At 72.8% G+C, this 25621-nt stretch carries 24 protein-coding genes and 1 riboswitch; of the genes, 16 read left to right on the top strand and 8 right to left on the bottom strand.

The genetic code is table 11. The features are described from left to right. The 6 genes from iolD to AOK01_RS19215 all read left to right on the top strand — a co-directional run. The coding region (gene iolD / locus AOK01_RS19240; protein ID WP_055513301.1) for a 3D-(3,5/4)-trihydroxycyclohexane-1,2-dione acylhydrolase (decyclizing) at nucleotides 1–1761 on the top strand (1761 nt) is incomplete at its 5' end. A 58-nt stretch (nucleotides 1762–1819) separates the two neighbouring features. Further along, nucleotides 1820–3316, top strand: a complete 1497-nt coding sequence (locus tag AOK01_RS19235; RefSeq protein WP_055513299.1) for a CoA-acylating methylmalonate-semialdehyde dehydrogenase — start codon at nucleotides 1820–1822, stop codon at nucleotides 3314–3316. Nucleotides 3317–3434: 118 nt separating this feature from the next. Continuing rightward, the gene (locus tag AOK01_RS19230) at nucleotides 3435–4217 is read left to right on the top strand and encodes a GntR family transcriptional regulator (RefSeq protein ID WP_055513297.1); all 783 of its coding nucleotides are present in this window, start codon (nucleotides 3435–3437) and stop codon (nucleotides 4215–4217) included. Nucleotides 4218–4333: 116 nt separating this feature from the next. Next, nucleotides 4334–6820, top strand: a complete 2487-nt coding sequence (locus tag AOK01_RS19225; protein ID WP_055513295.1) for a SpoIIE family protein phosphatase — start codon at nucleotides 4334–4336, stop codon at nucleotides 6818–6820. 301 nt (nucleotides 6821–7121) lie between these two features. Beyond that, nucleotides 7122–9584 carry a beta-glucosidase family protein gene (locus AOK01_RS19220; RefSeq protein ID WP_055513293.1) on the top strand — a complete coding sequence of 821 codons (2463 nt, stop codon included), beginning with the start codon at nucleotides 7122–7124 and terminating at the stop codon, nucleotides 9582–9584. Nucleotides 9585–9722: 138 nt separating this feature from the next. Then, a complete protein-coding gene (locus tag AOK01_RS19215; RefSeq protein WP_055513315.1) occupies nucleotides 9723–10376 on the top strand; it encodes a DedA family protein in 654 nt (217 codons plus the stop codon). Nucleotides 10377–10462: 86 nt separating this feature from the next. Here AOK01_RS19215 and AOK01_RS19210 read toward each other — a convergent pair whose 3' ends face one another. Then, a complete protein-coding gene (locus AOK01_RS19210; protein WP_055513291.1) occupies nucleotides 10463–10993 on the bottom strand; it encodes a gamma carbonic anhydrase family protein in 531 nt (176 codons plus the stop codon). A gap of 121 nt (nucleotides 10994–11114) precedes the next feature. Between AOK01_RS19210 and AOK01_RS19205 the strand changes: the two genes are divergently transcribed. The 4 genes from AOK01_RS19205 (at nucleotide 11115) to AOK01_RS19190 (ending at nucleotide 14340) form a co-directional block, all read left to right on the top strand. After that, complete coding sequence (locus AOK01_RS19205) at nucleotides 11115–11900, top strand: acyltransferase (RefSeq protein WP_190853912.1); 786 nt, start codon at nucleotides 11115–11117, stop codon at nucleotides 11898–11900. A 158-nt stretch (nucleotides 11901–12058) separates the two neighbouring features. Then, nucleotides 12059–12631, top strand: coding sequence for a helix-turn-helix domain-containing protein (locus AOK01_RS19200; RefSeq protein WP_055513287.1), 573 nt, complete (start codon nucleotides 12059–12061; stop codon nucleotides 12629–12631). Between the two features lie 43 nt (nucleotides 12632–12674). Further along, nucleotides 12675–13232, top strand: coding sequence for a YbaK/EbsC family protein (locus AOK01_RS19195; RefSeq protein ID WP_055513285.1), 558 nt, complete (start codon nucleotides 12675–12677; stop codon nucleotides 13230–13232). A gap of 310 nt (nucleotides 13233–13542) precedes the next feature. Continuing rightward, the gene (locus AOK01_RS19190) at nucleotides 13543–14340 is read left to right on the top strand and encodes a VOC family protein (protein WP_055513282.1); all 798 of its coding nucleotides are present in this window, start codon (nucleotides 13543–13545) and stop codon (nucleotides 14338–14340) included. Nucleotides 14341–14403: 63 nt separating this feature from the next. Here AOK01_RS19190 and AOK01_RS19185 read toward each other — a convergent pair whose 3' ends face one another. Next, entirely contained in the window at nucleotides 14404–14811 is a 408-nt protein-coding gene (locus tag AOK01_RS19185; protein WP_055513280.1) for a CoA-binding protein, read from the bottom strand. Nucleotides 14812–14932: 121 nt separating this feature from the next. Next, nucleotides 14933–15119, top strand: a riboswitch (cobalamin riboswitch). A gap of 68 nt (nucleotides 15120–15187) precedes the next feature. Here AOK01_RS19185 and AOK01_RS19180 point away from each other — a divergent pair. From AOK01_RS19180 to AOK01_RS19155, 6 genes are all read left to right on the top strand, one after another. Next, the gene (locus AOK01_RS19180) at nucleotides 15188–16228 is read left to right on the top strand and encodes an ABC transporter substrate-binding protein (RefSeq protein WP_213862114.1); all 1041 of its coding nucleotides are present in this window, start codon (nucleotides 15188–15190) and stop codon (nucleotides 16226–16228) included. Beyond that, nucleotides 16225–17241 carry a FecCD family ABC transporter permease gene (locus AOK01_RS19175; protein ID WP_055513278.1) on the top strand — a complete coding sequence of 339 codons (1017 nt, stop codon included), beginning with the start codon at nucleotides 16225–16227 and terminating at the stop codon, nucleotides 17239–17241. The genes AOK01_RS19180 and AOK01_RS19175 overlap by 4 nt, the downstream gene beginning before the upstream one ends. After that, nucleotides 17238–18158 (top strand): ABC transporter ATP-binding protein, encoded by a 921-nt coding sequence (locus AOK01_RS19170; protein WP_245702306.1) that lies wholly within the window; start codon nucleotides 17238–17240, stop codon nucleotides 18156–18158. Before AOK01_RS19175 ends, AOK01_RS19170 begins: the two co-directional genes overlap by 4 nt. Nucleotides 18159–18228: 70 nt before the next feature. Beyond that, nucleotides 18229–19023 (top strand): hypothetical protein, encoded by a 795-nt coding sequence (locus tag AOK01_RS19165; RefSeq protein WP_055513275.1) that lies wholly within the window; start codon nucleotides 18229–18231, stop codon nucleotides 19021–19023. Continuing rightward, nucleotides 19020–19559 (top strand): SixA phosphatase family protein, encoded by a 540-nt coding sequence (locus tag AOK01_RS19160; RefSeq protein ID WP_055513273.1) that lies wholly within the window; start codon nucleotides 19020–19022, stop codon nucleotides 19557–19559. The genes AOK01_RS19165 and AOK01_RS19160 overlap by 4 nt, the downstream gene beginning before the upstream one ends. Before the next feature lie 39 nt (nucleotides 19560–19598). Further along, the gene (locus tag AOK01_RS19155; protein WP_055513271.1) at nucleotides 19599–20225 is read left to right on the top strand and encodes a YigZ family protein; all 627 of its coding nucleotides are present in this window, start codon (nucleotides 19599–19601) and stop codon (nucleotides 20223–20225) included. 109 nt (nucleotides 20226–20334) lie between these two features. Here the strand turns inward: AOK01_RS19155 and AOK01_RS19150 are convergent, their stop codons facing one another. From AOK01_RS19150 to AOK01_RS19125, 6 genes are all read right to left on the bottom strand, one after another. Continuing rightward, complete coding sequence (locus tag AOK01_RS19150; protein ID WP_157871365.1) at nucleotides 20335–20799, bottom strand: ester cyclase; 465 nt, start codon at nucleotides 20797–20799, stop codon at nucleotides 20335–20337. Then, nucleotides 20796–22271, bottom strand: coding sequence for an FAD-dependent oxidoreductase (locus AOK01_RS19145; protein WP_055513268.1), 1476 nt, complete (start codon nucleotides 22269–22271; stop codon nucleotides 20796–20798). The genes AOK01_RS19150 and AOK01_RS19145 overlap by 4 nt, the downstream gene beginning before the upstream one ends. Before the next feature lie 160 nt (nucleotides 22272–22431). Continuing rightward, on the bottom strand, nucleotides 22432–23367 hold the full coding sequence (locus AOK01_RS19140; protein WP_055513266.1) for a DODA-type extradiol aromatic ring-opening family dioxygenase: 936 nt from the start codon (nucleotides 23365–23367) through the stop codon (nucleotides 22432–22434). Beyond that, on the bottom strand, nucleotides 23364–24242 hold the full coding sequence (locus AOK01_RS19135) for an alpha/beta fold hydrolase (RefSeq protein WP_055513264.1): 879 nt from the start codon (nucleotides 24240–24242) through the stop codon (nucleotides 23364–23366). The genes AOK01_RS19140 and AOK01_RS19135 overlap by 4 nt, the downstream gene beginning before the upstream one ends. Continuing rightward, the gene (locus AOK01_RS19130; RefSeq protein ID WP_055513261.1) at nucleotides 24239–24742 is read right to left on the bottom strand and encodes a cupin domain-containing protein; all 504 of its coding nucleotides are present in this window, start codon (nucleotides 24740–24742) and stop codon (nucleotides 24239–24241) included. The genes AOK01_RS19135 and AOK01_RS19130 overlap by 4 nt, the downstream gene beginning before the upstream one ends. After that, on the bottom strand, nucleotides 24742–25530 hold the full coding sequence (locus AOK01_RS19125; RefSeq protein ID WP_055513259.1) for an SDR family oxidoreductase: 789 nt from the start codon (nucleotides 25528–25530) through the stop codon (nucleotides 24742–24744). Before AOK01_RS19125 ends, AOK01_RS19130 begins: the two co-directional genes overlap by 1 nt. Nucleotides 25531–25621: the final 91 nt, after the last annotated feature.

Here is a 25621-nt window from a genome sequence, read left to right as displayed (position 1 = left end):
ATCTTCGGCCACGGCAACGTGGCAGGCCTGGGCCAGGCCCTCCTCGAAGCCGGCGAGGAGACCATGCCCTACCACCAGGGCCGCAACGAACAGGCCATGGTGCACGCCGCCGTCGGCTACACCCGCCAGCTCAACCGGCTCTCCGCCATGGCCGTCACCACCTCCATCGGCCCCGGCGCCACCAACCTGGTGACCGGCGCGGCCCTGGCCACCGTCAACCGCCTCCCCGTGCTGCTGCTGCCCGGCGACTACTTCGCCACCCGCGTCGCCGACCCGCTGCTCCAGCAACTGGAGCACCCGGTCGAGGCCGACCTGTCCGTCAACGACACGCTGCGCCCGGTCTCCCGCTACTTCGACCGGATCACCCGCCCCGAAGCGCTGATCCCGTCCGCCCTCAACGCGATGCGGGTGCTCGCCGACCCCGTCGAGACCGGTGCCGTCACCCTCGCCCTGCCGCAGGACGTGCAGGCCGAGGCGTACGACTGGCCCGAGGAGTTCTTCGCCGAGCGGATCTGGCACGTCCGCCGCCCGGCCCCCGAACCGGCCGAGCTCGCCGCCGCGGTGGCAGCCGTACGCGGCTCCCGGCGCCCCCTGATCATCGCGGGCGGCGGGGTCCACCACAGCGAGGCCGAACCGGCCCTCAAGGCGTTCGTGGACGCCACCGGCATCCCGGTCGCGTCCACCCAGGCGGGCAAGGGCTCCCTGCGGTACGACCACCCGGCGGACGTCGGAGGCATCGGCCACACCGGTACCGCGGTCGCCGACGACCTGGCCCGCACCGCCGATGTGGTCATCGGCGTCGGCACCCGCTACACGGACTTCACCACCGCCTCCGGCACGCTCTTCCAGGAGCCGGGCGTCCGGTTCGTCAACCTCAACGTGGCCGCGTTCGACGCGCACAAGCTGGCCGCGCGGACCCTGGTCGCCGACGCGCGCGCCGGCCTGGAAGCCCTCACCGAGGCGCTGGCAGGACACCGCGTGGACGCGGCGTACGAGGCCGGGTACCGGGAGGGCAAGGAGCGCTGGGAGCAGGTCGTCGACGCCGCCTACCGGGCGGACGACGAGACCGCGGTCCCGACCCAGACGCAGGTCGTCGGCGCCCTGGACGCCGTGGTCGGCGACGACGACGTGGTGATCAACGCCGCCGGCTCGCTCCCGGGCGACCTGCACAAACTCTGGCGTGCGCGCGGCCCGCGCCAGTACCACCTGGAGTACGGCTACTCCTGCATGGGCTACGAGATCCCGGCCGGCATCGGCGTCCAGCAGGCCGCGCCGGACGCCCCCGTCTGGTCACTGGTCGGCGACGGCACGTACCTCATGATGCCGACCGAGATCGTCACGGCCGTCCAGGAGGGGCTGCCCGTCAACCTGGTCCTCATCCAGAACCACGGGTACGCGTCCATCGGCGGCCTCTCCGAGGCGGTGGGCGGCGAGCGCTTCGGCACCGCCTACCGCTACCGTGCACCCGACGGCACCTTCACCGGGGCCCCGCTGCCGGTCGACCTGGCCGCCAACGCCGCCAGCCTCGGCATGGACGTCCTGCGCGCCAAGACCGTGCGCGAACTGCGCGACGCCCTGGCCACCGCCCGCGCCTCCGACCGGCCGACGTGCGTGTACGTCGAGACCGACCCGACGCCCACCGCGCCCGACGCCGAGGCCTGGTGGGACGTACCGGTCGCCGAGGTCGCCTCCCGCGAGCCCGCCACCCGCGCCCGCGCGACGTACGACCAGCGGGTCGCCGACCGCCGCCGCCACCTCTGACACCCGCGCACAGCCCCCTCGTTCACCGGCTCCCCGCTCACGAAAAGGACCGCACCCCATGAAGAACATCGACCACTGGATCGGGGGGAAGCCCGTCGAGGGCGCCTCCGGCCGCTTCGGACCCGTGTACGACCCGGCGACCGGCGCCCAGGAGAAGCAGGTGCCCTTCGCCTCCGTGGACGAGGTGGACGCCGCCGTCGCCGCCGCGAAGGCCGCCTTCGAGAGCTGGGGCACCGCCTCGCTGTCCAGGCGCACCGCGGTCCTCTTCAAGTACCGCGCGCTGCTCGACGCCCACCGCGACGAGATCGCCGAACTGATCACCGCCGAGCACGGCAAGGTGCACTCCGACGCGCTCGGCGAGATCGCCCGTGGCATGGAGATCGTCGAACTGGCCTGCTCGGTCCCGCAGTTGGTGAAGGGCGAGCTGTCCACCCAGGTCTCCACCCGGGTCGACGTGGCCGCCATCCGCCAGCCGCTCGGCGTCGTCGCCGGCATCACGCCGTTCAACTTCCCGGCCATGGTGCCGATGTGGATGTTCCCGCTGGCCATCGCGTGCGGCAACACCTTCGTGCTCAAGCCGAGCGAGAAGGACCCCTCCGCCGCGGTCCGGCTGGCCGAGCTGGCCTCCGAGGCCGGGCTGCCGGACGGCGTGCTCAACGTCGTGCAGGGCGACAAGGTCGCCGTGGACCGTCTCCTGGAGCACCCGGACGTCACGGCTGTCTCCTTCGTCGGCTCCACGCCCATCGCCAAGTACATCCAGCTCAAGGGCATCGAGCACGGCAAGCGGGTGCAGGCCCTCGGCGGCGCCAAGAACCACATGCTGGTACTGCCCGACGCCGACCTGGACTTCGCCGCCGACCAGGCCATCAGCGCCGCGTACGGCTCGGCGGGCGAGCGCTGCATGGCCGTCTCGGTCGTCGTCGCGGTCGGCGACACCGGCGACGAGCTGGTCGGCAGGATCGCCGAGCGGGCCGCGGGGCTGAAGATCGGCCCCGGCAGCGACCCCGCCAGCGAGATGGGCCCGCTCATCACCCGCGAGCACCGCGACAAGGTCGCCTCGTACGTGGCGGGCGCCCGCGCCCAGGGCGCCGAGGTCGTCGTGGACGGGACGGACTTCACCGTGCCCGGCCACGAGAACGGCTTCTTCCTCGGTGTCTCGCTCCTCGACAAGGTCCCGGTCACCGCGGACGCGTACCGGGACGAGATCTTCGGCCCGGTGCTGTGCGTGGTCCGCGCCGAGACGTACGACGAGGGCGTCGCGCTGATCAACGCCTCCCGCTGGGGCAACGGCACCGCGATCTTCACCCGGGACGGCGGCGCCGCCCGCCGCTTCCAGCTGGAGGTCCAGGCCGGCATGGTCGGCGTCAACGTGCCGATCCCCGTCCCCGTCGGCTACCACTCCTTCGGGGGCTGGAAGGACTCCCTCTTCGGGGACCACCACATCTACGGGAACGACGGCATCGCCTTCTACACCCAGGGCAAGGTCATCACCACCCGCTGGCCCGACCCCGCCGACAGCGGAGGCATCAACCTCGGCTTCCCCAGCCATTCCTGACCCGAGCCGCACCGAGGGGGCCGTGCCCGACGCCGGCACGGCCCCACCGAAGCCGTACGCACGGACGAGTACGCACGGACAAGCGAGTACGCACGGACAAGCGAAGGGAGGGGCTCCCGTGGCAGGGACCGAAACCGCACGTCCGGCTACCGCCGCAGCCTTCGACCGCCTGGAGGTCACCCTGGACCGGGGCAGCCCGATCCCGCTCTACTACCAGCTCGCCCAGCAGCTGGAGTCCGCGATCGAGCACGGGGCGCTCGCCCCGGGCAACCTGCTGGGCAACGAGGTCGACATCGCCGCGCGGCTCGGCCTGTCCCGGCCCACCGTCCGTCAGGCGATCCAGTCCCTGGTGGAGAAGGGCCTGCTGGTACGCCGCCGGGGCATCGGCACCCAGGTGGTGCACAGCCAGGTCCGGCGTTCCCTGGAACTGACCAGCCTGTACGACGACCTCGCCGCCGCCGGACAGAGCCCCGCCACCCGGGTGCTGCGCAACGAGGTCGAGTCGGCCTCGGCCGAGGTCGCCGCGGCCCTCAGCATTCCCGAGGGCCGCGACGTCATCGTGCTCGAACGGCTGCGCTCCACCCACGGCGAACCCGTGGCCCACCTCCGCAACTACCTGCCCGCCGTGCTCCTCGACCTGGACACCGCACGGCTTGAGTCGACCGGCCTCTACCGGATGATGCGGTCCGCAGGCATCACCCTGCACAGCGCCCACCAGACCGTGGGCGCCCGCAGTGCCACCGCGGAGGAGGGCCGCCTCCTCGACGAGCCCACGGGAGCCGCACTGCTCACCATGAGACGCACGGCCTACGACGACACGGGCCGGGCCGTCGAGTACGGCACCCACGTCTACCGGGCCGCCCGCTACACCTTCGACTTCCAGCTGCTCGTACGCCCCTGATCGGATGCGGTCACCGGGCTCACCAGCCCTCCGCGGCGGTACGTTGGGCCCGTGCGGCGCGGGCGGACCGGGCGAGACGGACGGGAAGACCGCTCCCGGGGACGGAGAGGGCCGAGGTGGCGACGAGCGAGGAGAGCGGCGCGGCGCGGCGGCGATTCGAGGCCGCGGGCGCCGCGGATGCCGCGGACACCGCGGTGGTGCTGCTGGACGACCGCACCGCGGTGGCCGGCTGGACCGCCGACGCCGAGCGGCTGTTCGGCTACTCCAGGGCCGAGGCCGTGGGCCGGGCCGTGGCCGGCCTGCTGATGCCCGAGGACGCCGCGCGGCTGCCCGCCCTGACCGGCCTGTGCGCCAGGAACGGCGGCTGGACCGGGCTTCTCGCGGTGCGTCACCGGGACGGTCACCCGGTCGTCGTTACCGTACGGGTCGTCCCGGCCATGGACGCGGCGGACGGCCCGCCCCGCTGGGTGGCCCTGGCCACCGACACGACGGGCACCCCCGGCTGGGGCATGAGCCGTGGCGTGCTGGAGCGGCTGGCCGCGCACTCGCCGATCGGTATGGCCGTTCTCGACACCGACCTGCGGTTCGTCTGGTCGAACGCCGCCCTGGAACAGTTCGGCGGCGGACGCGGGCACGAGCGGATCGGCAGACGGCTCGGGGACATCCAGCCCGGCCTGGACGCCGAGGCCCTGGAAGCGGTGATGCGCCAGGTCCTGGAGACCGGCGAGACCGTCGCCGGTTACGAGCACGTCGGCACGGTCCGTTCGGAACCGCACCGGGAAACGGCCCACGCCATGTCCTTCACCCGGCTCGACGACGACCACGGCGACCCGCTCGGCGTGTACTACACGGTCGTGGACATCGGCGAGCTCTACCGGGCCCGGGAGCGCCTCACCCTCCTGGACCAGGCGGGCAAACGCATCGGCCGCACCCTGGACGTCATCCGTACGGCCCAGGAACTGGCCGACGTGGCGGTGCCGGGGCTCGCCGACTTCGTCACCGTGGACCTGCTGGAGACGGTCCTCGAAGGCGGCGAACCCGGCTGCGGGCCGGTGAGCGGGCCGGACGCCGTGCCGCTGCGCCGGGCCGGCCACCAGTCGGTCGGCGAGGGCGTTCCGGAAACCTCCGTGGGGATCGGGCAGCCGGCCCGCTACCTCGCGGACGCGCCCCCGGTCTCCGTCCTGACCAGCGGCCGGTCCTGGCTGGCTGAGCACCTCGACCAGCCGCCCGAGGAGTGGACCGTGGACCTGTCCCACGGCGAGGCCGCCGCCTTCCGCGACCTCGGCATGCACACCGTGATGATCGTGCCCGTCCGGGCGCGCGGCACCACGCTCGGCATCACCACGTTCTTCCGGCACCGCCGCAAGAACCCCTTCGACCAGGACGACCTGGGGCTTGCCGAGGAGTTCGTGGCCCGCGCCGCCGTGTCCCTCGACAACGCCCGCCGTTACACCAGGGAACGCGACGCGGCGCTGGTCCTGCAGCGCCATCTGCTGCCGCACCGGCTCCCCGAACAGGACGCGATGGAGGTCGCCGCCTGCTACCGCCCCGCCGACGAACTGACGGGTCTGGGCGGCGACTGGTTCGACGTCATCCCGCTGTCGGGCGCTCGGGTCGCGCTCGTGGTGGGTGACGTGGTCGGGCACGGCATCGAGGCCGCCGCCGCCATGGGCCGGCTGCGGGCCGCCGTGCAGACCCTCGCCGACCTGGACCTGCCGCCCGAGGAGGTACTGGCCCACCTCGACGACCTGGTCGACCGGGCCGGACAGGAGGACGACCCCGAGACGGCGCCGCGGGCCGACGGCGTACGGGCCAAGGGCGCCAGCTGCCTCTACGCCGTGTACGACCCGGTCGGCGGCCGGTGCTCCATGGCCGCCGCCGGCCACGGCCTGCCCGCGGTCGTCACCCCGGACGGCACGGTGGAGTTCCCCGAACTGCCGCCGGGCCCCGAGCTCGGCGTCGGCGGCCCGCCCTTCGAGTCGGTCGAACTGCGGCTCGCGGAGGGCAGCGTGCTCACGCTGTGCACCGACGGCCTGCTCGCCGCCGAGGGGCCCCCGGGCGACCGGGACGCCGCCGCCGACCGGGAGAGGCTGCGCCGGGTACTGGAACAGCGGGCCCCCGACCTGGACGGCAGCTGCCTGGCCGTGGTCGACGCCTTGGTCCCGGCCCGCCCGCCGGACGACGTGGTGCTGCTGATGGCCCGCGCCCGTCGCCTGCCCGCGGAGCGGGTGGTCTCCTGGGAGCTGCCCGCCGATCCGGCCTCGGTCGCCGAGGTCCGCAAGCGCACCGCACGACAGCTGTGCGAGTGGGGTCTCGACGAGCTGACCTTCACGACCGAACTCGTGGTCAGCGAGCTCGTCACCAACGCGATCCGGCATGCGACCGGTCCGATCCGACTGCGGCTGATCATGTCGAGGGCCCTGGTCTGCGAGGTGTCGGACGCCAGCCCCACGGCCCCGCACCTGCGCCACCCGAAGACGACCGACGAGGGTGGCCGCGGCCTCTTCCTGATCTCGCAGTGCACCCAGCGCTGGGGGACCCGCTACACCCGCAACGGCAAGATCATCTGGACCGAACAGTCCCTGGCGGGCCCGTCGATCTGAGCGGGGCGGCGGGCGGCCGGCGGCGCGTGGTTCTTCGAGTGCGGGCCGTCCGTGGCTGGTCGCGCAGTTCCCCGCGCCCCTGACGGGGCACCCGAGTGCGGCGCGCGGAACTGCGCGGCCGGCCCCCATCGGTCCGCACCCGTCTTCCGTCGGTGTCATGTTTTCCGCTGAAGCAGTGGCGCCTAACGGGGCATTCCATCATTTTTGTCGCATAGTGCGTCCGGAGGGCGAACCGGGACGGCCGCCCAGGCGCCCCGCGGTTCACCTCCTCGTGCCCGCACCCAACGAGGAGTGACGCCTCATGTCCGACACCGTGTCCCGGCGGTCCGTCCTGCGTCTGCTCGGCGGCGCGACCGCCGTAGCGCTCGCCGCGACCACCGGCGGCCCCGCACCGGCCCGGGCGGCCGTGCGGGAACCGGCCGCGGGACCCCGCGTCGAGGGCCTGCTCACCCGGCTCACCCTCGACGAGAAGATCTCCCTGCTGCACGGCGCCACCGACCCGCGGTCCCTGGGCCAGGCCGGCTACGTCCCCGGCGTGGCCCGGCTCGGCATCCCGCCCCTGCGCCTCGCCGACGGCCCCGCCGGCGTCCGCGTCACACAGCGGGCCACCGCCCTGCCCGCACCCGTCCTGCTCGCCTCCGCCTTCGACCCCGCCCTCGCCCGCCGCTACGGCCGGGTCATCGGCCACGAGGGCCGCGCGCTCGGCCAGGACGTGCTGCTCTCCCCGATGGTCAACCTCGTCCGCACCCCGTACGCGGGCCGCAACTACGAGACCTTCAGCGAGGACCCGCTGCTCTCCGCGCATCTCGTCGCCGAGGAGACCAGGGGCATCCAGGGCGAGGGCCTCATCGCGACCGTCAAGCACTACGCGATGAACAACCAGGAGAAGGACCGCGAGAGCATCGACGTACGGGTCGACGAGCAGACCCTCAACGAGGTCGAACTGCGGGCCTTCGAGGCCGCCGTCGGCGCCGGCTCCCGCGCCGCCATGGGCGCCTACAACAAGGTCAACGGCACCTACGCCTGCGAGAACAGGGAGCTCCTCACCGGCATCCTGCGCGACCGCTGGGGCTTCGAGGGCTGGGTGATGACCGACTGGTACGCCGCCCACAGCACCGTCGCCTCGCTCACCGCGGGCCTCGACATGGAGATGCCGAACGGCAAGTACTTCGGGACCGCCCTCAAGGCGGCGGTCCAGGACGGCGGCGTCTCCGAGGAGTACGTCGACCGGGCCGTACGCCGCATCCTCACCGCGATGGACGACTTCGGGCTGCTCGACGGCAGCGCCCCGCCCCGTCCGGCCCGGGACCCGGCGGCGGGCGCGGCCGTCGCCCTGGAGGTCGCCAAGGCGGGCGCGACCCTGCTGCACAACAGGAACGGCGCCCTGCCCCTGACCGGCCGGGCCGCCCGCAGCATCGCCGTCGTCGGCCTCACCGGCTCCGTCCCGTTCGTCAGCGGCGGCGGCAGCGCCCACGTCGTCCCCGACCACGCGGAAAGACCGCTCGACGCCATCAGGTCCCGCGCGGGGCAAGGCTCCCGGGTGACGTACGCACTCGGCGAGGACCTCTTCGGCAAGCCCCTGCCCGAGGACGCCCTCTCGGCCGGAATCGCCCCGGAGGGCCAGCGGATCGACGCCGGGCAGACCTGGACGTACGACGGGACGCTCACCGTCGAGGACGCCGACGAGTGGACCTTCGTCATCCACTACTCCGGTACGCGGCCCACGGTGCTCCTGGACGGGAGCGAACTCTTCCCGATGGCGGACCGGATGGCCGAACAGTTCGCCGGCGGACTGGTGTCGGCGGCGCCCGACGGCCTCGCGGTACGGCGCAAGGCGCTCGACCTCGCCGCAGGCGGGCACCGGATCGAGATCGTCGCCGAGGGCGGCGCCACCGGACAGACGTTCAGGCTGCGGCGCGTCACCGGCGCGACCCGCGCCCAGGACGTGGCCGAGGCGGTGCGGGCCGCGAGCGCCGCGCACGCCGTCGTCCTCTTCGCGTACGAGGACGCCACCGAGAACCAGGACCGCACGACCCTCGCGCTCCCCGGCCACCAGAACCGGCTGATCGAGGCGGTGACGGCGGCGAACCCGCGGACGACCGTCGTCCTCAACACCTCGTCCGCGACCGCGATGCCGTGGCTGGAACGCACCGCCGCCGTGCTCCAGATGTACTACCCGGGCCAGGAGGGCGCGGCGGCCACCGCCGCCGTCCTGTTCGGCGACTGCGACCCCGGCGGACGGCTCACCCAGACCTTCCCGGTCGACGACGACCACCACCCGGTCGCCGGCGAACCGCGTCGCTACCCGGGCATGAACGGCGTCGAGGAGTACTCGGAGGGGATCCACGCCGGCTACCGCTGGTACGACGCCAGGGGCGTACGGCCGCTGTTCCCGTTCGGGCACGGCCTCTCGTACACCTCCTTCGCGTACGAGGGACTGGAGGTGGCACGGACCGGGGACGGCCTCGACGTGGCCTTCACCGTGCGGAACACGGGGCGGCGGGAGGGCATCGACATCCCGCAGGTCTATGTGGGCCCCTCGCCGGACCTCCGGGTCGACCAGGCGGCACGGGTGCTGAGCGGCTACCGGCGGCTGGGGCTGAAGGCGGGGGAGTCGCGCAGGATCACCGTGCGCGTCGACGAACGCACGCTGTCCTCGTGGGATGCGGGGCGGCACGGCTGGGTGCTCGGCATCGGGCGGCGGACGGTGTGGGTCGGCGCCTCGTCGCGCGAGCTGCGACTGCGGACGACGGTGGACGTGTGAGGCCCCGGCAGCTCGGCTGCGCCTCAGCTGCCCCGGCGGTCCGGGTCCGTGGAACCGACCGGGTAGGCTGCCCGGCGTGCGCGTGACCGGCGTACGCCGGGCACGGCCCGGACCGCGGTGGATCTGGAGGGACCGGCGTTGCACGTCCAGGAGTGGCTAGAGACCGTGCCCGCGGTGAGCATCTACGCGCTGGTGGCCCTGGTCATCGGCCTGGAGAGCCTGGGCATTCCGCTGCCGGGCGAGATCATCCTCGTCTCCGCGGCGCTGCTCGCCTCCCAACACGGTGACATCAACCCCGTCGTCCTCGGCGTCTGCGCGACCGCCGGCGCGATCGTCGGGGACTCCATCGGGTACGCCATCGGCCGCAAGGGCGGGCGCCCGATGCTGGCCTGGCTCGGCGCGAAATTCCCCAGACACTTCAGCGAGGGCCATGTCGCCACCGCCGAGCGGTCCTTCGAGAAGTGGGGCATGTGGGCCGTCTTCTTCGGCCGCTTCATCGCCCTGCTGCGGATCTTCGCGGGCCCGCTCGCGGGTGTGCTGCACATGCCGTACTGGAAGTTCCTGATCGCCAACGTGCTCGGCGGGGCCCTCTGGGCGGGCGGCACCACCGCGGTCATCTACTACGTGGGCGTGGTCGCCGAGTCCTGGCTCAAGCGCTTCTCCTGGCTCGGCCTGGTGCTCGCCCTGCTCATCGGCCTCGTCTCGATGCTGGTGGTCAAGCGCAAGGCGAAGAAGATGACAGCGGAGCCGGAGTCGGGGCCGGAGCGGGAGCCCGTGCCGGTGGCGGAGTAGCGGCGGATTCGGCTGAGCCGCGCCCCACCAGGGGCGCGGGGAACTGCGCGCCCAGCCACGACGAACCCGCAGCCCGCGGCTGAGCCTCAACCCCCGTGTGCTTCCCGGTGCGTCCGAGCCAGTTCCACGTACAGCGTCCCGTTGAGGGAAACCCCCTCCCGCTCCTCGGCGGTGAGCTCCCGCTTGACCTTCGCGGGCACACCGGCGACGAGTGACCCCGGAGGGACCCGCATCCCCTGCGGCACCAACGCCTGCGCGGCGACGAGCGAACCCGCCCCGATCACCGCTCCGTTGAGGATGGTGGCCCCCATCCCGACCAGGCAGTCGTCCTCGACGGTCGCCCCGTGCACCACGGCGTTGTGTCCGATGGACACCCGCTCCCCGACGGTGACCGGAAAACCCGGGTCGACATGGAGCGTGCAGTTGTCCTGCACGTTGCTGTCCGCCCCGATGACGATCGGACCGGTCTCCGCGCGCAGCACCGCGCCGTACCAGACGCTCGCGCCCGGGTGCAGGGTCACGTCCCCGAGCACCACGGACGTGGGCGCGGCGAACGCCTCGGGGTCCACCTTCGGGTCCTTGCCGCCCACGCCCATGATCAGCGCCTTGTGCGTCATCGCCGTCTCCTCGTTCTCGTCGGTACCGGCACCGTATAGGGGGCGGGGCCGCGCAGGGGTGGGGCGAAGATCACAGCGGTACGAGCACGTGGGCGGACGGCACGCTGAGTACGGTGAGCGGGTGCCCAAGAAGAGGAACACGTTCTCGTCCCGTCGGCGCCGCCTCGTCCAGCGGGCCGTTCACGCGGGCTGGGCCTGGGTGCAGCGGACGGGCGCGGTGACCGCCGAGCGGCCCGGCCGGCTGCGCTTCGGCGCGATGGGGACGGGGACCAGGCTCGCCTTCCCGCAGGGCACGGTGTTCGGTGAACCGTGGATCCACCTCGGCGACCACTGCGTCATCGCCGAGCAAGTCACCCTGACCGCCGGGCTGATGCCCGACCTCGACCTCGGCGCCGAGCCCATCCTGCGCATCGGGAACGGCGTCGTCCTCGGCCGCGGCAGCCATGTCATCGCCGACACGACGGTCACGATCGGCAGTGACTGCTACGTCGGGCCCTATGTGTACGTGACGTCGACGAACCACTCGTACGACGACCCGCAGGAGCCCATCGGCAAGCAGTGGCCGCGGATGGAGCCGGTGGAGATCGGTCCGGGCTGCTGGATCGGCACGGGCGCGGTGATCCTGCCGGGGGCGCGGATCGGGCGGAACGTCGTGGTGGCGGCCGGCGCGGTGGTGCGCGGTACCGTGCCCGACCACGCGGTGGTGGCCGGGGCGCCCGCGCGGGTCGTACGGCGCTGGACGCCGGGCGACGGCTGGCAGCCGCCGCTGCGGACGCCGGCGCCGGTACCGATCCCCGACGGCGTCACTTCGGAGCAACTGCACGCGCTGGCGGAGCTGGACGCGGAGGGTGTGGCCGCGCTCCGGGCCGTCGAAAGCGCCCACGGGGACGTACGCGCCGAGCCCTGAACCTCGCGGCCCGAACGGCGCGGCCCGAACGGCGCGGTCCGAACGGCGCAGTGCGAATTTCGCGGTCCGGGCCTCGCAGTACAGTTCGGTGAACGATCGGGTGCACCGCACCGTAGTTCGGTTCACTTGACTCTGTCATCCAGAATATTGGACGGAATGTGTCGGATCTCGACCTCCTGACCCAGTCACTCGCGCGCAACGTCAAGCGGTGGCGCACCGAGCGCGGCTTCACCCTGGACGCCCTCGCCGCCCGTGCGGGGGTCAGCCGCGGCATGCTCATCCAGATCGAGCAGGCCCGCACCAACCCCAGCCTCGGCACCGTCGTGAAGGTCGGCGACGCGCTCGGCATCAGCGTCACCACGCTGCTCGACTACGAGCAGGGCCCGAAGGTCCGGATCGTCCCGGCCGAGCGGGCCGTACGGCTCTGGCACACCGACGCCGGCAGCTACAACCGGCTCCTCGCGGGCACCGAGGCGCCCGGCCCGCTGGAGATGTGGGACTGGCGGCTGATGCCGGGCGAGGGCAGCCCCTCGGACCCGCACCCCACGGGCACGGTCGAACTCATCCACGTCACGAAGGGCGAGCTGGCGCTCACCGTCGACGGCACGGAGCACCGCGTCCCGGCGGGCGCGAGCGCCTCCTTCGAGGCCGACACGCCCCACACGTACGCCAACGCCGGTGACGTACCCGTGGAGATGGTCATGGCCGTGTCGGTCCCCGGCGTGCACTGAACCTCCCGGCGGGAGACGTTCGCACGGCTGTTAGCGTGCGGTCATGCGCGCACCCATCGGACACTTCGACGACGCCACGCCCGCCACCGAACGCCTCGACGTGCTCACCGGCCCGGTCGCCGACGCCGTACGCGCATGGCGCGGCAGCGTCCCCGCCGAGCAGATCGTGTACGTGGACACCGAGCCGGAGTGGGCCGACACCGCCACCTTCCTCGAACACTACGGCCCCGAACTCCTCGACCGGTCCGCGAACTGCGTGGTCGTCGCGGGCAAGCGCGGCGGGGAGACCACGCTCGCCGCGTGCGTCGTGCCGTCCGCCACCCGGGTCGACGTGAACGGCGTGGTCCGGCGTCAACTGGGCGCGCGCAAGGCGTCGTTCGCGTCGATGGACACGGCGACCGGCGAGACCGGCATGGAGTACGGCGGCATCACACCGCTCGGGCTGCCCGCCGACTGGCCGGTGCTGGTGGACTCGGCCGTCGTCGACCTGCCGTACGTGCTGGTGGGCAGCGGCCGGCGGCGCGGAAAGCTGCTCATGCCCGGGAAGGCCTTCGCGGAGCTGCCGAACGTCGTGGTGCTGGAAGGGCTCGGAACCGCCTGACCACCACGGTGCCGGCATGGGTCGGTTGCGGTTCGCGGGCCCTGTCAACACACGTATGCAACGGCGCCGGGTGATCTGTTCGCCGTTCACCGGCTGGGCGACGGGCCCGCGCTCGGTCGGGCGCCCCGGTCCTGCGGCTGTTTCGGGTGTGCCTTCCGGGTACTCGGGACGCGAAGCCCCAGCCTGTCTCCGGGCGAGGGAGGCGCGAGCGGGGGATGCTGAGGAAGGCGGAATCACGGCCCGGCGAGCGCGTTCGCCGGCGCCGGGCGTCCGCCCGAACCCCTCGGCACGATTCAGGAACGGTACTGCCATGAACCGCGACGCAACTGTCCGAAGCGACGTCGTCTCCAGTCACTCGGTGGCGGGCGCCCCGTGCTGGGTCAGCCTCACGGCGCGCGACCAGGGGGCCGCGGAGGACTTCTACCGGGCGGTGCTGGGCTGGCGGTTCCGGACGACCGCGCTGATGGACCGGTTCCGTATCGCCTACGCGGACGGGGTGCCCGTCGCGGGGGTCGCGGCCGTGGCCTCGACGTGGCAGATGGCCGTCGCCTGGACCCCCTACTTCGCGGTGGACAACGCGGACGAGGCGGTCGCCCGGGGCCAGGAGCGCGGCGGCACGACAGCGGTCGGGCCCATCGGCTTCTCGCCGGGCCGGGCGGCCCTGCTGGCGGACCGCGACGGAGCCGTCTTCGGTATCTGGGAGGGCCAGCTCGTCGCCGGCTGGGAGACCTGGCGCCGGGCCGCCCCCGCCTTCCTGCGGCTGCACACGCGCAACGCCTTCGACGCCGCCATGTTCTACGGCGAGGTGCTGGAGTGGGCGACCTCCCGGCCCGGCTGCTGCGAGGTGCACTACGACGGCGACGAGGTGGTGCTGCGCAGTGAGGGCGACGTGGTGGCCCGTATCCACTCCGGCGCGGTGGAGGCCGCCCCCGACCCCACGATCCGGCCCCACTGGCAGGTCCACTTCTCGGTCGCCGACGTCGACGCCTGCATGCGCGCCGCGCTGGACCACGGGGGCACGGTCCGCGACGGGGCGTCCGCCACGGAGGCGGTGCTGCGCGATCCCGACGGCGCGCAGTTCACGGTGACGTCGAAGCCGCAGCGATAGGGCTCCGCCGGCGGATGGGGCCCGGCGTCCGCCGTCCCCGCCCGCCGGATCAACCCAGGCGGATCAGCCCAGGCGGGGAATCTCGATCGCCGGGCAGCGGTCCATGACCATGTCGAGCCCTGCCGCGCGGGTGCGCTCGTAGGCGGCCTCGTCGATCACGCCGAGCTGGTACCAGACCGCCTTGGCGCCGATGGAGACGGCCTCGTCGGCCACGGAGCCGGCGAGGTCGCTGTTGACGAACACGTCGACGACGTCGACCTCGAAGGGGATGTCCTCCAGGGAGGCGTATCCCTTCTCCCCGTGGACCGTCTCCGCCTTCGGGTGGACCGGGACCACGCGCTTGCCGTAGCGCTGGAGCACCGCCGCGACGCCGTACGCGGGACGGCGTTCGTTCGACGACAGGCCGACGACGGCCCAGGTGTCGCCGAGCTCGGTGAGGATCTTGCGGACCGTTGCCGGGTCGCCGTACACGGTGTGCCTCCTGGAAACGCGGGTGTACCTGCTGCGCCGGACAACAGCGGGCACGGCGCGGTGATTCCCGAGCCCCCGGGCGGGAGCCCGCGCACCGCCCGCTTCGCCGCGAAACCCACCGTGATAGCTTGCCGGAGCCAGTCGAACCCATGTACGTGGGTCAGGGAATCCGGTGGAAATCCGGAGCTGACGCGCAGCGGTGAGGGTGACGGGCGGGGCATCGGCCACTGGACCGGAATGACGGTCCGGGAAGGCGCCTCGTCCGGGTGAACCCGAGTCCGAAGACCTGCTGGCGGCCTCCGTGGTCCCGAGACGGCGGGGGAGCACCGTACGACCGGGCTCCGCGTTCGAGCCCTCGACGCCTGAGGAAATTCCCGTGCCCATCGCACGCCCCGCCCGCCCTGCCGCCCTGTTCGTTTCCGGGCTCGTCCTGCTGACCGGCTGCGGCGCGGCCGACTCGCCGGGCTCTCCCGGCTCGCGCGGCGCGGACTCCGCGACCGCCGTCACCCTGGACGACTGCGGCCACACCGTCCGCGTAAAGGCCCCGCCCCGGCGGGCCGTCTCCCTGAACCAGGGCACCACCGAGATCATGCTCTCGCTGGGTCTCGCCGACCGCATGGCCGGCACCGCCACCTGGACCGACCCGGTGATGAAGGGTCTGGAGAAGGCCAACGCGAAGGTGCGCCGGATCGCCGACAGCAACCCCTCCTTCGAGCGGGTCCTGGACGCCGACCCCGACTTCGTCGCCGCGTCGTTCGAGTCCACGCTCGGCAAGGGAGGCGTCGCCACCCGGGAGCAGTTCGAGAAGCTCGGCGTGCCCGCGTACGTGTCGCCCTCCGACTGCGCGGGCAAGGACAACACCGGAGACGGCGACGGCGCGCGGCAGAAACCGCTCGGCATCGACGCCGTCTACGGCGAGATTCGTGATCTGTCCGAGGTGTTCGGCGTCCCGGAGCGGGGCGACAAGCTCGTCTCCGAGCTCAAGCAGCGCATGAAGAAGGCCACGTCCGGTATCGACGCCTCGGACGTCTCCCTCCTCTACTGGTTCGCCAACGCGCAGTCGCCCTACATGGCCGGCTGCTGCGGCGCCCCCGGCGTCATCACCAGGGAACTCGGCGCGAAGAACGTCTTCGACGACACCCACGAGGAATGGCCCCAGATCAACTGGGAGACGGTGGCCGACCGCGACCCCGACGTCCTGGTCATCGGCGACCTGACCCGCAAGTCGCAGACCGCCGAGTCCGCGAAGAAGAAGATCGAGTTCCTGGAGTCCGACCCGGTCACCAGGAACATGACAGCGGTGCGGAAGAAGCGGTACGTCCTGGTCAGCGGGCAGGCGCTGAACCCGACCATCCGTACCGTCGAGGGCGTCGAACAAGTCGCCGCCGCTCTGCGGGAGTTCGGGCTCGCGGGGTGACCCGTCCGCGCGTGGGACTGCTCTGCGCGGCCGGTGCGGCACTGCTCGTCGCGTCCGTCGCCGTCGCGATCACCATCGGTCCCGCGGACATCGGTGTCGGTGACGTCTGGTCCGTGGTCGCGTCCCATCTCGGCTGGGGGAGCACGGAGCTGAGCCCCATCCGGGACGGGATCGTCTGGCAGCTGCGACTGCCGCGCACCCTCCTGGCCGCCGTCTGCGGGGCCGGACTCGCCGTGTGCGGCGCGGTGATGCAGTCCCTGCTGCGCAACCCGCTCGCCGACCCGTTCGTCCTCGGGGTGTCCTCGGGCGCTTCGACCGGCGCGGTCGTCGTGGTCGTCCTCGGGGCCGGCGGCGGCCTGGTGTCGGTCTCCGCGGGCGCGTTCCTCGGCGCACTGCTCTCGTTCGGGCTCGTGCTGCTGCTCAGTCACATCCTCGGCGGGACGACGGACCGGGTGGTGCTGAGCGGTGTCGCCGCGATGCAGCTCTTCTCCGCGCTCACCTCCTTCGTCGTGATGACCGCCGCCGACGCCGAGACCACCCGCGGCGTCCTGTTCTGGCTGCTCGGTTCCCTGAGCGGGGTCGGCTGGACCGACGTCTGGGTCTGCTTCGCGGTACTGGTGGTCACGCTGGCGGTCTGCCTGGCGTACGCGCGCACGCTGGACGCGTTCGCCTTCGGCCAGGACGCCGCCGCGAACCTCGGGGTGTCCGTGGCCCGCACCCGGCTCGTGCTGCTGTGCGCGACGGCACTCCTGACGGCCGCGCTCGTCAGCTCGACGGGCGCCATCGGCTTCGTCGGCCTCGTCCTGCCGCACGCCGCCCGCGCGCTGGTGGGCTCCGGCCACGCCCGGCTGCTGCCGGTCGCCGCCCTCGCCGGGGCGGTGTTCCTGGTGTGGGTGGACACCCTGGCCCGTACCGTCCTCGATCCCCAGGAGGTGCCCGTGGGAGTGGTGACCTCGCTCATCGGCGTACCGGTGTTCGTGCTGGTGCTGTACCGGACACGGAGGACGCGATGACGACCGAGGACGCGATGACGACCGAGGACGCGACGACGACCGAGGGCTTCGGAAGTGCAGAGGGTGTCGGGGGCGCCGAGGGCATCGGGAGTGCCGAGGGCGTCGAGAACGTGGCGGCCGCCGGGCCTGCCGCCGGGCTGCGGGCCCGGCGCGTCAGCCGGACCGCCGACGGACGCGTCATCCTGGACGGCGTCAGCATCAGCCCCGCCCCCGGCGCCACCGTCGGCCTCCTCGGTCCGAACGGCTCCGGCAAGTCCACCCTCCTGCGCCTGCTCTCCGGCGTCCTCGCCCCGGCCTCGGGCGTGATCACCCTCGACGGCCGCCCGCTCGCCGGTCTCGGCCGCCGCGACATCGCCCGCCGTATCGCAGTGGTCGAGCAACAGACCGACACACAGGTCGAGTTGAACGTCCTGGACGTCGTACGCCTCGGCCGCACACCGCACCGCCGTGCCTGGACACCCCCGTCCCCCGCCGACGAGGAGGCGGTACGTGACGCCCTGGCCCGCACCGGCCTCGCCGACCGCGCCCACCAGTCCTGGCACACCCTGTCCGGCGGCGAACGCCAACGCGTGCAGATCGCCCGCGCCCTCGCCCAGGAACCCCGCGAACTCCTCCTGGACGAACCGACCAACCACCTCGACGTCCAGCACCAGCTCGACCTGCTGGCCCTTGTCACCTCGCTCCCGGTCACCAGCGTCGTCGCCCTGCACGACCTGAACCTCGCGGCGATGTACTGCGACCGGCTCGTCGTCCTGCGCGAAGGACGCGTGGTGGCTCGCGGAACCCCGGGCGACGTGCTCACCGAGGAACTCATCGCCGAGGTGTACGGAGTGCGGGCCGCCGTCACCCGCGACGGCTCCGACGGCCGGCCGCACGTGCGGTTCCTGGGCACCGTGAGCCCGCCCGCGCCCCGGTGATCGGCACACACATGTCCGCAATCATGGCGGCATCCCTGCGCGCGGCCGTTCGCACGCCTACGCTCACCCCGTGCTGCGTATCACCGACGCCCGAACCGGCGACTCCGTCACCGCCGCCCCCGCCCGCCGTGGCCTGACCCGCGTCGAGGCCCATGTGCCGCGCCCCGACACCGCCGGGCTGCGCGTGCTCCTGATCGCCGATGTCCTCGTACGGGCCCTGGAGATCGGCGGAACACCCGTGTGGACCGTCCTGACCGGCACGGAGGGACGTGCGGAGCTCCGGGCCCGGGCCGCGACGCTCGGCATCCGGCCGTTCGAGGACGAACGGGACAGCAGCCCCGGCCTGGGCGAGTCCCAGGTGCTGCACGTACGCGGCCCCGCCGACGAGATGATGACGGCAAGGGACGAACCGGCGACAGCCGGCGAAACAGCGGCCGGTGCCGCGCCGGTCGGCCCGCGTATCGAGGTCGCCCCGGCCGCAGTCGAGAGCGGCGTGGCGGAGGTCGCGCAGGACGTCGAGCGCGCCTCGGCCCTGCGCCTCGCCCTGCTCGCCCGCCCCCGCGGTGAGGCCCTGCGGCTCGGCGCGGCCGACCTCGCGGAGGCCGAGGACCAGTTGAGGCGCTGGCGCGGCGCCGTCGCCACCTGGGCCACCCGGCCATCCGGGCCCATCCCCGACCCCGTACGGGAACAGCTGCGCGCCGCCTGGGAGGACGACCTGGACGTGCCCGCCGTACTGGCCGTGCTGCGGAAGGTGGAGACGTCGGGGACCGTTCCGGACGGGGCCCGCTTCGAGACGTACGCCTACGCGGACCGGCTCCTCGGTCTTGAGCTCACCCGGGACATCGGCCGCGGGGCCCCGGCGTGATCGCGCGCACCGGAGCGGGCCCGCTGCGCCGCCTCGTCGTGCTGCGGCACGCCAAGTCGGCCTGGCCCGACGGCGTCGCCGACCACGAGCGGCCACTCGCGTCGCGCGGGCGCCGGGACGCCCCGGCCGCCGGACGCGCCCTCGCCGCCGCCGACTGCCTGTCGGATCTCGCACTCTGTTCCACCGCCGTGCGCGCCCGGCAGACCTGGGACCTGGCCGCCGCGCAGTGGGGCACGCCTCCTCCGGTACGTCATGACCCACGGCTGTACGGGGCCGATGTGCCCGAGTTGCTCGAAGTGGTGCGCGAGGCGCCCGCGGACGCCGAGACCCTGCTGCTGATCGGGCACAACCCCGGCCTCGCGGAACTGGTCCTCACGCTGGCCGGGGACAGCCTCGACGGCGCGCTGGACGACGTCCGCTCGAAGTTCCCCACCTCGGCGATCGCGGTCCTCGCCTGGCACGGCGGCGACTGGACATCACTCGGCCCCGGCACGGCCCTGCTCACGGACATGATCGTGCCGCGCGGAAAGAAGTGATGGTCACCCGAGTGTGCGCGGCGCGCATACGCTGGCCCGATGCAGGACGAGTACCGCACCGTGGCCCGCGCGGGAGTGCACGAGACCGAGATCAACCGCTCCCGTTTCCGCTGCGCGCTGGCGCCGGCGGCCACCGAGCGCGAGGCCCAGGACTTCGTCGCGGCCGTCCGCAAGGAGCACGCTGACGCGACACACAACTGCTTCGCGTACGTCATCGGCGCCGACGCCTCCGTACAGAGGGCGAGTGACGACGGCGAACCTGGCGGCACCGCAGGCGTCCCGATGCTCCAGATGCTGCTGCGGCGGGACATGCGGTACGTAGTCGCCGTCGTCACCCGCTACTACGGAGGCGTCAAACTCGGTGCGGGCGGTCTCATCCGGGCCTACGGTGGCGCGGTGGGGCAGGCCCTGGACACCCTCGGCACGCTCACGCGTACACGCTTTCGTCTCGCCACCGTGACCGTCGACCACCAGCGCGCGGGCAAGGTCCAGAACGACCTGCGGTCGACCGGCCGGGCGGTACGCGACGTGCGCTACGGGGAGGCCGTCACCATCGAGATCGGCCTGCCGGACGCCGACGTCGCGGCCTTCCGGAGCTGGCTGGCCGACAGCACGGCGGGGACAGCGGGGTTCGAGCTGGGCGGAGAGGCGTACGGGGACGCGTAGGCCGTACATGGCCGCACAACGGGCCGGCTGAGCTGACACGGGAGCGGCAAGTCCAAGTGAGGTCCAAGTGAGGTCTCAGTGAGGTCTCAGTGAGGCCCAGGCGTGCGGTCTAGGTGTGCAGCCCCAGATCCGTGAGTGTGTTGACGAACGCGAGCTCGTCGCCGACGAACCACCCCTCTACGGCCTGCCCGTCACGGATGCGCAGGATGCCGGCTTCCTCGAAGGCGAACCGGCGGCCGTTGGGCGGCAGGCCGAGGAACGGCTCGCTGCCGGTGAACGACCCGCTCACGGTGAAGGCGCCGGCCACCAGTTCCGTATCGGCCACACAGTGGTGGATCGTGCAGGACCAGTCCGGGAAGGACGCCTTGATCCGGCTCAGCCCCTGGAGGAACCTGCGCTTGCCCGGCAGTTCGGCTCCCGGGGCGGGCGGCGGCCCGCCGAGGAGCGCGAACGAGGTGTGCAGGCCCGTCCGGTGCGCGACGAAGTCGTCGGCGAACAGTTTGCCGGCCAGTTCGACGTCGCCGAGGCCGACGACGTCCTCGATGATCGTGCGGTACACGTCGGCGGCGGTCATCGTGCGCTCCTCGTGGTGGACGGGGACCGGCGGGTCGTGCTTCCGCCGGCGGGCAGGGCCCACCGGGCGTGGACGGTGCTCCACCCTTCGGTGGTCGAGTCGCCGGCCCAGGCGACGTATCCGTCGGGACGCACCAGCAGTGCGGGGCCGTCGTCCTCGCGGTGGACGACTCGCACCGAGCTGGGAACGTCCAAGGGCGTGGTGGCGTGCTGTTCGAGGACCAGGAGGAACCCCGGCGTGCGCAGGGACCCGAAGAGCCGGCTGCCTTCACGGAGCGGGAGGTCCGGGGCGCGGGACCCGGTGAGCCGGTGCTCGCCGCGGCGGCGCGGGTAGGCGATGCCGATGCCGGAGAAGGTCAGCGCGGCCTTGCGGGCCGTCGGCCGAAGACCGAGGACCAGCCGGAGCAGGGCGGTGCGCAGCAGCCGCAGGGGAAGGGGCCGCACCGTCATCGCACGGATCATCGCCCCGCTGGTGCGCAGTACCAGCCGGCCGACCGGGTGTCGCTCGGCCTGGTAGGTGTCGAGGATCCGCGGGTCGGCACCGTCGAGGACGGCGGCCATCTTCCAGCCGAGGTTGGCGGCGTCCTGGATGCCCGTGTTCATGCCCTGGCCGCCGGCGGGGGAGTGGGCGTGTGCGGCGTCCCCGCAGAAGAACACCCGTCCGTCGCGGTAGGACGGCAGTTGGCGTTCGTCGCAGTGGAACCGCGACGTCCACGTGACCTCGCCCAGGCCGAAGGCGGTGCCCATGGTGCGACGCAGCACGCGGCGGATCGCCTCCGGATCGACGGGCGCGTCCTTGTCCTGCTGGTCGTTGCGGTCCCAGGTGATGACCCGGTACATTCCGTCGCCGAACGGCGCGAGGAACGCGAAGGAGTCCTTGGTCGCGTTCACCGTCACCAGGCTCTGCGGCGGAGAGTCGAGATACGCGTCCGCGAGCACCACCGACCGCAGGACGGAACGGCCCGGGAACGGCTGCCCGGTCATCCGGCGCACCGGACTGTGCACCCCGTCGGCGGCGATCAGGTACTGGCAGGACCATTCCTCGGTGGCATCGCCGCGGCGTCCCACGACGCGGACCGTGTCGGCCTCCCGCACCATGTCCACCATCTCCACGCCGCGTTCGACGACCGCGCCCTGTGCGTGCGCGTGGCGATCGAGGAGGCCGTCGACGTTCGCCTGCGGGGTGACCAGGATGCAGGGGAAGGGGGACGGCAGCCGGGTCAGGTCGATCTCGGCCTTTCCGAGCAGGCGCAGGCCCGGGGCGGTGACACCGGTGGCGGTCAGCTCCTCGGCGAGGCCGCGCTGGTCGAGGAGTTCGAGGGTGCGGGCGTGCACACCGAAGGCGCGGCTGAGCGCGGACGGTTGCGGCCGCTTTTCCAGGACCACCACCGAGTGGCCCTCGCGAGCGATCTCGGCGGCTGCCGTCAGGCCGGTGGGACCCGCCCCGATGACGACGACGTCGAAGTGACGCACTGTGACCTCCTGTGATTCTCTGGTCCTGGGGTCCTGGGGTCCTGGGGTCCTGTGGTCTTGTAGTCATGGGGTCCGGTGATCCGGTGACGTCGAACGCCGCGACGAGCGGTGCGACCGCGGGTGGCGTCGCGGCAGGGGGCGTACGTCTTCTCACGTCGTCTCACGGCACCTGGAACGTGGTGCCGATGCCCATGCCGGTGATCCATTGCGGAACCGGCTCGTACGAGGTCCACACCAGGGGGTCACCGACGGCGGCCAGGCCGGTCAGCCAGCTGCGGATCTCGTGGCCGCCGGTGCCGGCGTTGTCCTCCAGCCCCTGATGGCCGAGCGCGGTGATCGACGGGAGGTCGAAGGCGGTGAGCTGCTTGAGGAACCAGCCGTCCCAGTCGGCGTTGACCCGGGCGGTCGGGTCGCCGCCCATCGCACGGACGCGGGGCTCACGGGCCGCCGCGAAGGCCTGGACGTCCTGGCGGCCGTGGATCAGCGACCGGCGCTTCTCGTCGGCGACCGACGTGTCGCGGGGGTCGTTCGAAGGCAGCCAGTGCGACAGCCCGCCGCTGGCGGCGATGAGGACCCGGCCCGGGAAGTCGGAGGCGCGGACCGCCGCACCCAGGGACGTGCCCAGCGCGACGCAGCGGTCCAGGCTCGGCAGGGGCGGGGCGGCGCTGTTGACGACCAGGGGAACCATGGGGATCTTGCTGCCCCCGGTCACCATGTCGTAGCTCTGCACGATGCCGTGGTCGACGGTCAGCGCGTACGACAGGGAGACGTCGAAGTCCGCCGAGGCCAGCCCTTCCCGGATCGACCACGCCAGTCGGGCGGCCACCGGCAGGGGGCCGGCCGTGCCGTCGAAGTCGCCGAAGCCCTCCGCCGACTCGACGCCCAGGACGAACGGCGGCATCACGTCGTAGAAGTTCGCGTGGAAGTGGTCGGGGCCGATGACGACGATCGCGTCGGGCGCCAGGGCGGCCACCGCGGCCGTGACCCTGGCCGCGTCGGCGAGGAACGCGCTGCCCGGCTCGGTCGCCGACCCCGGCGGGAGCATGGTGACGAAGGGGGAGTGGGACATGCCCACGAACCCGATGATCTGGCTCATGCCGGGTCCTTGCGCAGAAGGAGGAAGCCACGGTGGGCGCGCAGGTAGTCGTCGACCTTCTCCCACTGCGGCCAGTGCCCGGCGTCCTCGATGACGTGCAGACGGCCGTCGGTCAGCCAGCGCAGGAGCATCGCGGCCTCGTCGAGCCCGCCCGTGGGGTCGTGGTCGGTCCACAGCAGCAGGGTCGGTGCGGTGATCGCGGAGACCCACTCCGGGGACCAGGCGAAGTCCTTGCGGGTCTCGGGGTCCTGGAGCACCAGCGTGTTGGTGATCGCACGGACGAAGCCGGGGCGGCTGTAGACGGCGCGCCGCAGGTTCACCAGTTCGTCGGTCACCATCTCCTTGTGGTGGAACAGGAACTCCACCCGCCGGCGCACCGTCTCCTCGCCCGGGTCGTGGACGGCGGCCAGGGTGCTGTCGCGCAGCCTGGCCATCACCTCGGGCTTGTTGGCGATGTTGCCGGGCGTGTTCAGCACCAGCCGCTCCACCCGCTCGGGGTGGTGGGCCGCGGTCCAGGCCGCCACCCAGCCGCCGAGCGACTCGCCCGACAGGTGCGCCCTCGGGACGCCCAGCGCGTCCATGACGCCGAGCAGATGGTCGCTGAGCACATCGATCGTGTACGGCCTGTCCGGCAGGTCGGACCAGCCGTGTCCGACCATGTCGTAGGCCGTCACCCGGAAGTCGGCGGCAAGCCCGGCGATGTCGCGGGCGTAGGCCTCCAGATGGCCACCGGTGCCGTGCAGGAGGACCAGCTCGGGGCCCGATCCGGCGCGGAGCACCCGGGTGCGGACTCCGTCGACGTCGACGTGCAGCAACTCGTGGTCCACGTCGGCCAGTTCGCTCCAGACGCTGATGTGCGCGGGCAGGCCGGTCATGCCGTGTCCTCCTTGAAACGCGCGCGGGCCTCGGCCATCGTGACCAGTCCCGCGCTCTGCCGGCGGACGAGACCGAGCATCCCGAGCAGCCGGGAGTTCTCGATGGTCAGGAACTCCACCGGATGCTCCGTGGAGTCGTTGTAGTGGCGGTGCCAGGTCCAGGGCGGGGTGTAGACGAAGTCGCCGGCCGACCACGATCCGGTGTCGTCCTCCACCTCGCTGTGCCCGTCACCGGAGATGACGTAGTGCACGGTCTCGTGGTGGTGGCGCTGCATGTCGGAGCTGAGGCCCGGCGGAATGGTCTGCCGGAAGATCTCGAACGTCGCGGTCGGCAGCCTGCCCGCGACGGCCAGCTCGGTCGGGTTGTGCACCTGCTCGGCGGGCAGCCGTTCGAGTTCCGCCGCGTGCACCACGAACGGCCGTGCCGTGCCCGGGGGCACGGTGTCGGAGATCGCTCCGAGGAACTCCGTCATGCTGAAGCCGGGTCCGGACAACGCCATCAGATGGTCTCCGTTCGTCCACCGTCAACGGTGAGTACGGTCCCGTTGACGTAGCTTGCGGCGGCCGAGGCCAGGAAGGCCACGGCCGCTCCGATCTCCTGGGGATGCGCGGCACGCCCGACGGGGACGCTCGCGGCGTCCTCGCCGTCGAGGTCGGCGTAGCCGCGGCCGGTGGCCTGCGCGCGGCTCGTCAGGATCTGCCTGCGCCGCTCGGTGGCGGTCGGGCCCGGCGCCACACAGTTGACGGTGACGCCGTGCACCGCGAACTCGCGGGACAGCAGTTTGGCCGCCGCCGTCACCGCCGAGCGGAGCACGACGGAGGCGGCGAGGTCGGGCTGTGGCTGGCGGACCGCGGTGGAGGTCACGAACACCACGCGGCCGAAACCGCGTGCGGCCATCGCGGGCAGGGCCAGCCGGGCCAGCCGCAGCGGGCCCAGCAGCAGGAGCTCGAACGCCGACTGCCACTGTTTGTCGTCGACCTCCAGGACGCGCCCCGGGGGCGGGCCGCCGGCGTTGAGCACCAGCACGTCGAGGGCGCCGTACCGGCGCTCCGCCTCGCCGACCGTGGCCTCGGCGGTGTCCGGGTCCGTCACGTCGCTCACCAGCCAGTCGACGGTGCCGCCCGTGCTCCGGATCAGCTCGTCGGCGGCGGTCCGCAGGGCGGTGGCGCGGCGGCCGGTGATGACCACCCGGTGCCCGGCGCGCGCCAGATGCTCGGCGGTGGCGTGCCCGATGCCGGTGGCCCCACCGCCCACAAGTACGGTCCGATTGCTGATGACGGCCTCCATGGGACGTAGGGCGGCGCGATCGCGGCGAACGCGATCCCGGAGAGCGGGAACGGGCCGAGCCCGAGAGCGAGAGAAGGAAGGGGTCGAGCCG

The sequence above is a fragment of the Streptomyces aurantiacus genome (assembly GCF_001418335.1).
Classification (GTDB): Bacteria; Actinomycetota; Actinomycetes; order Streptomycetales; family Streptomycetaceae; genus Streptomyces; species Streptomyces aurantiacus.
This window is presented reverse-complemented; position numbering and strand designations above follow the sequence as displayed.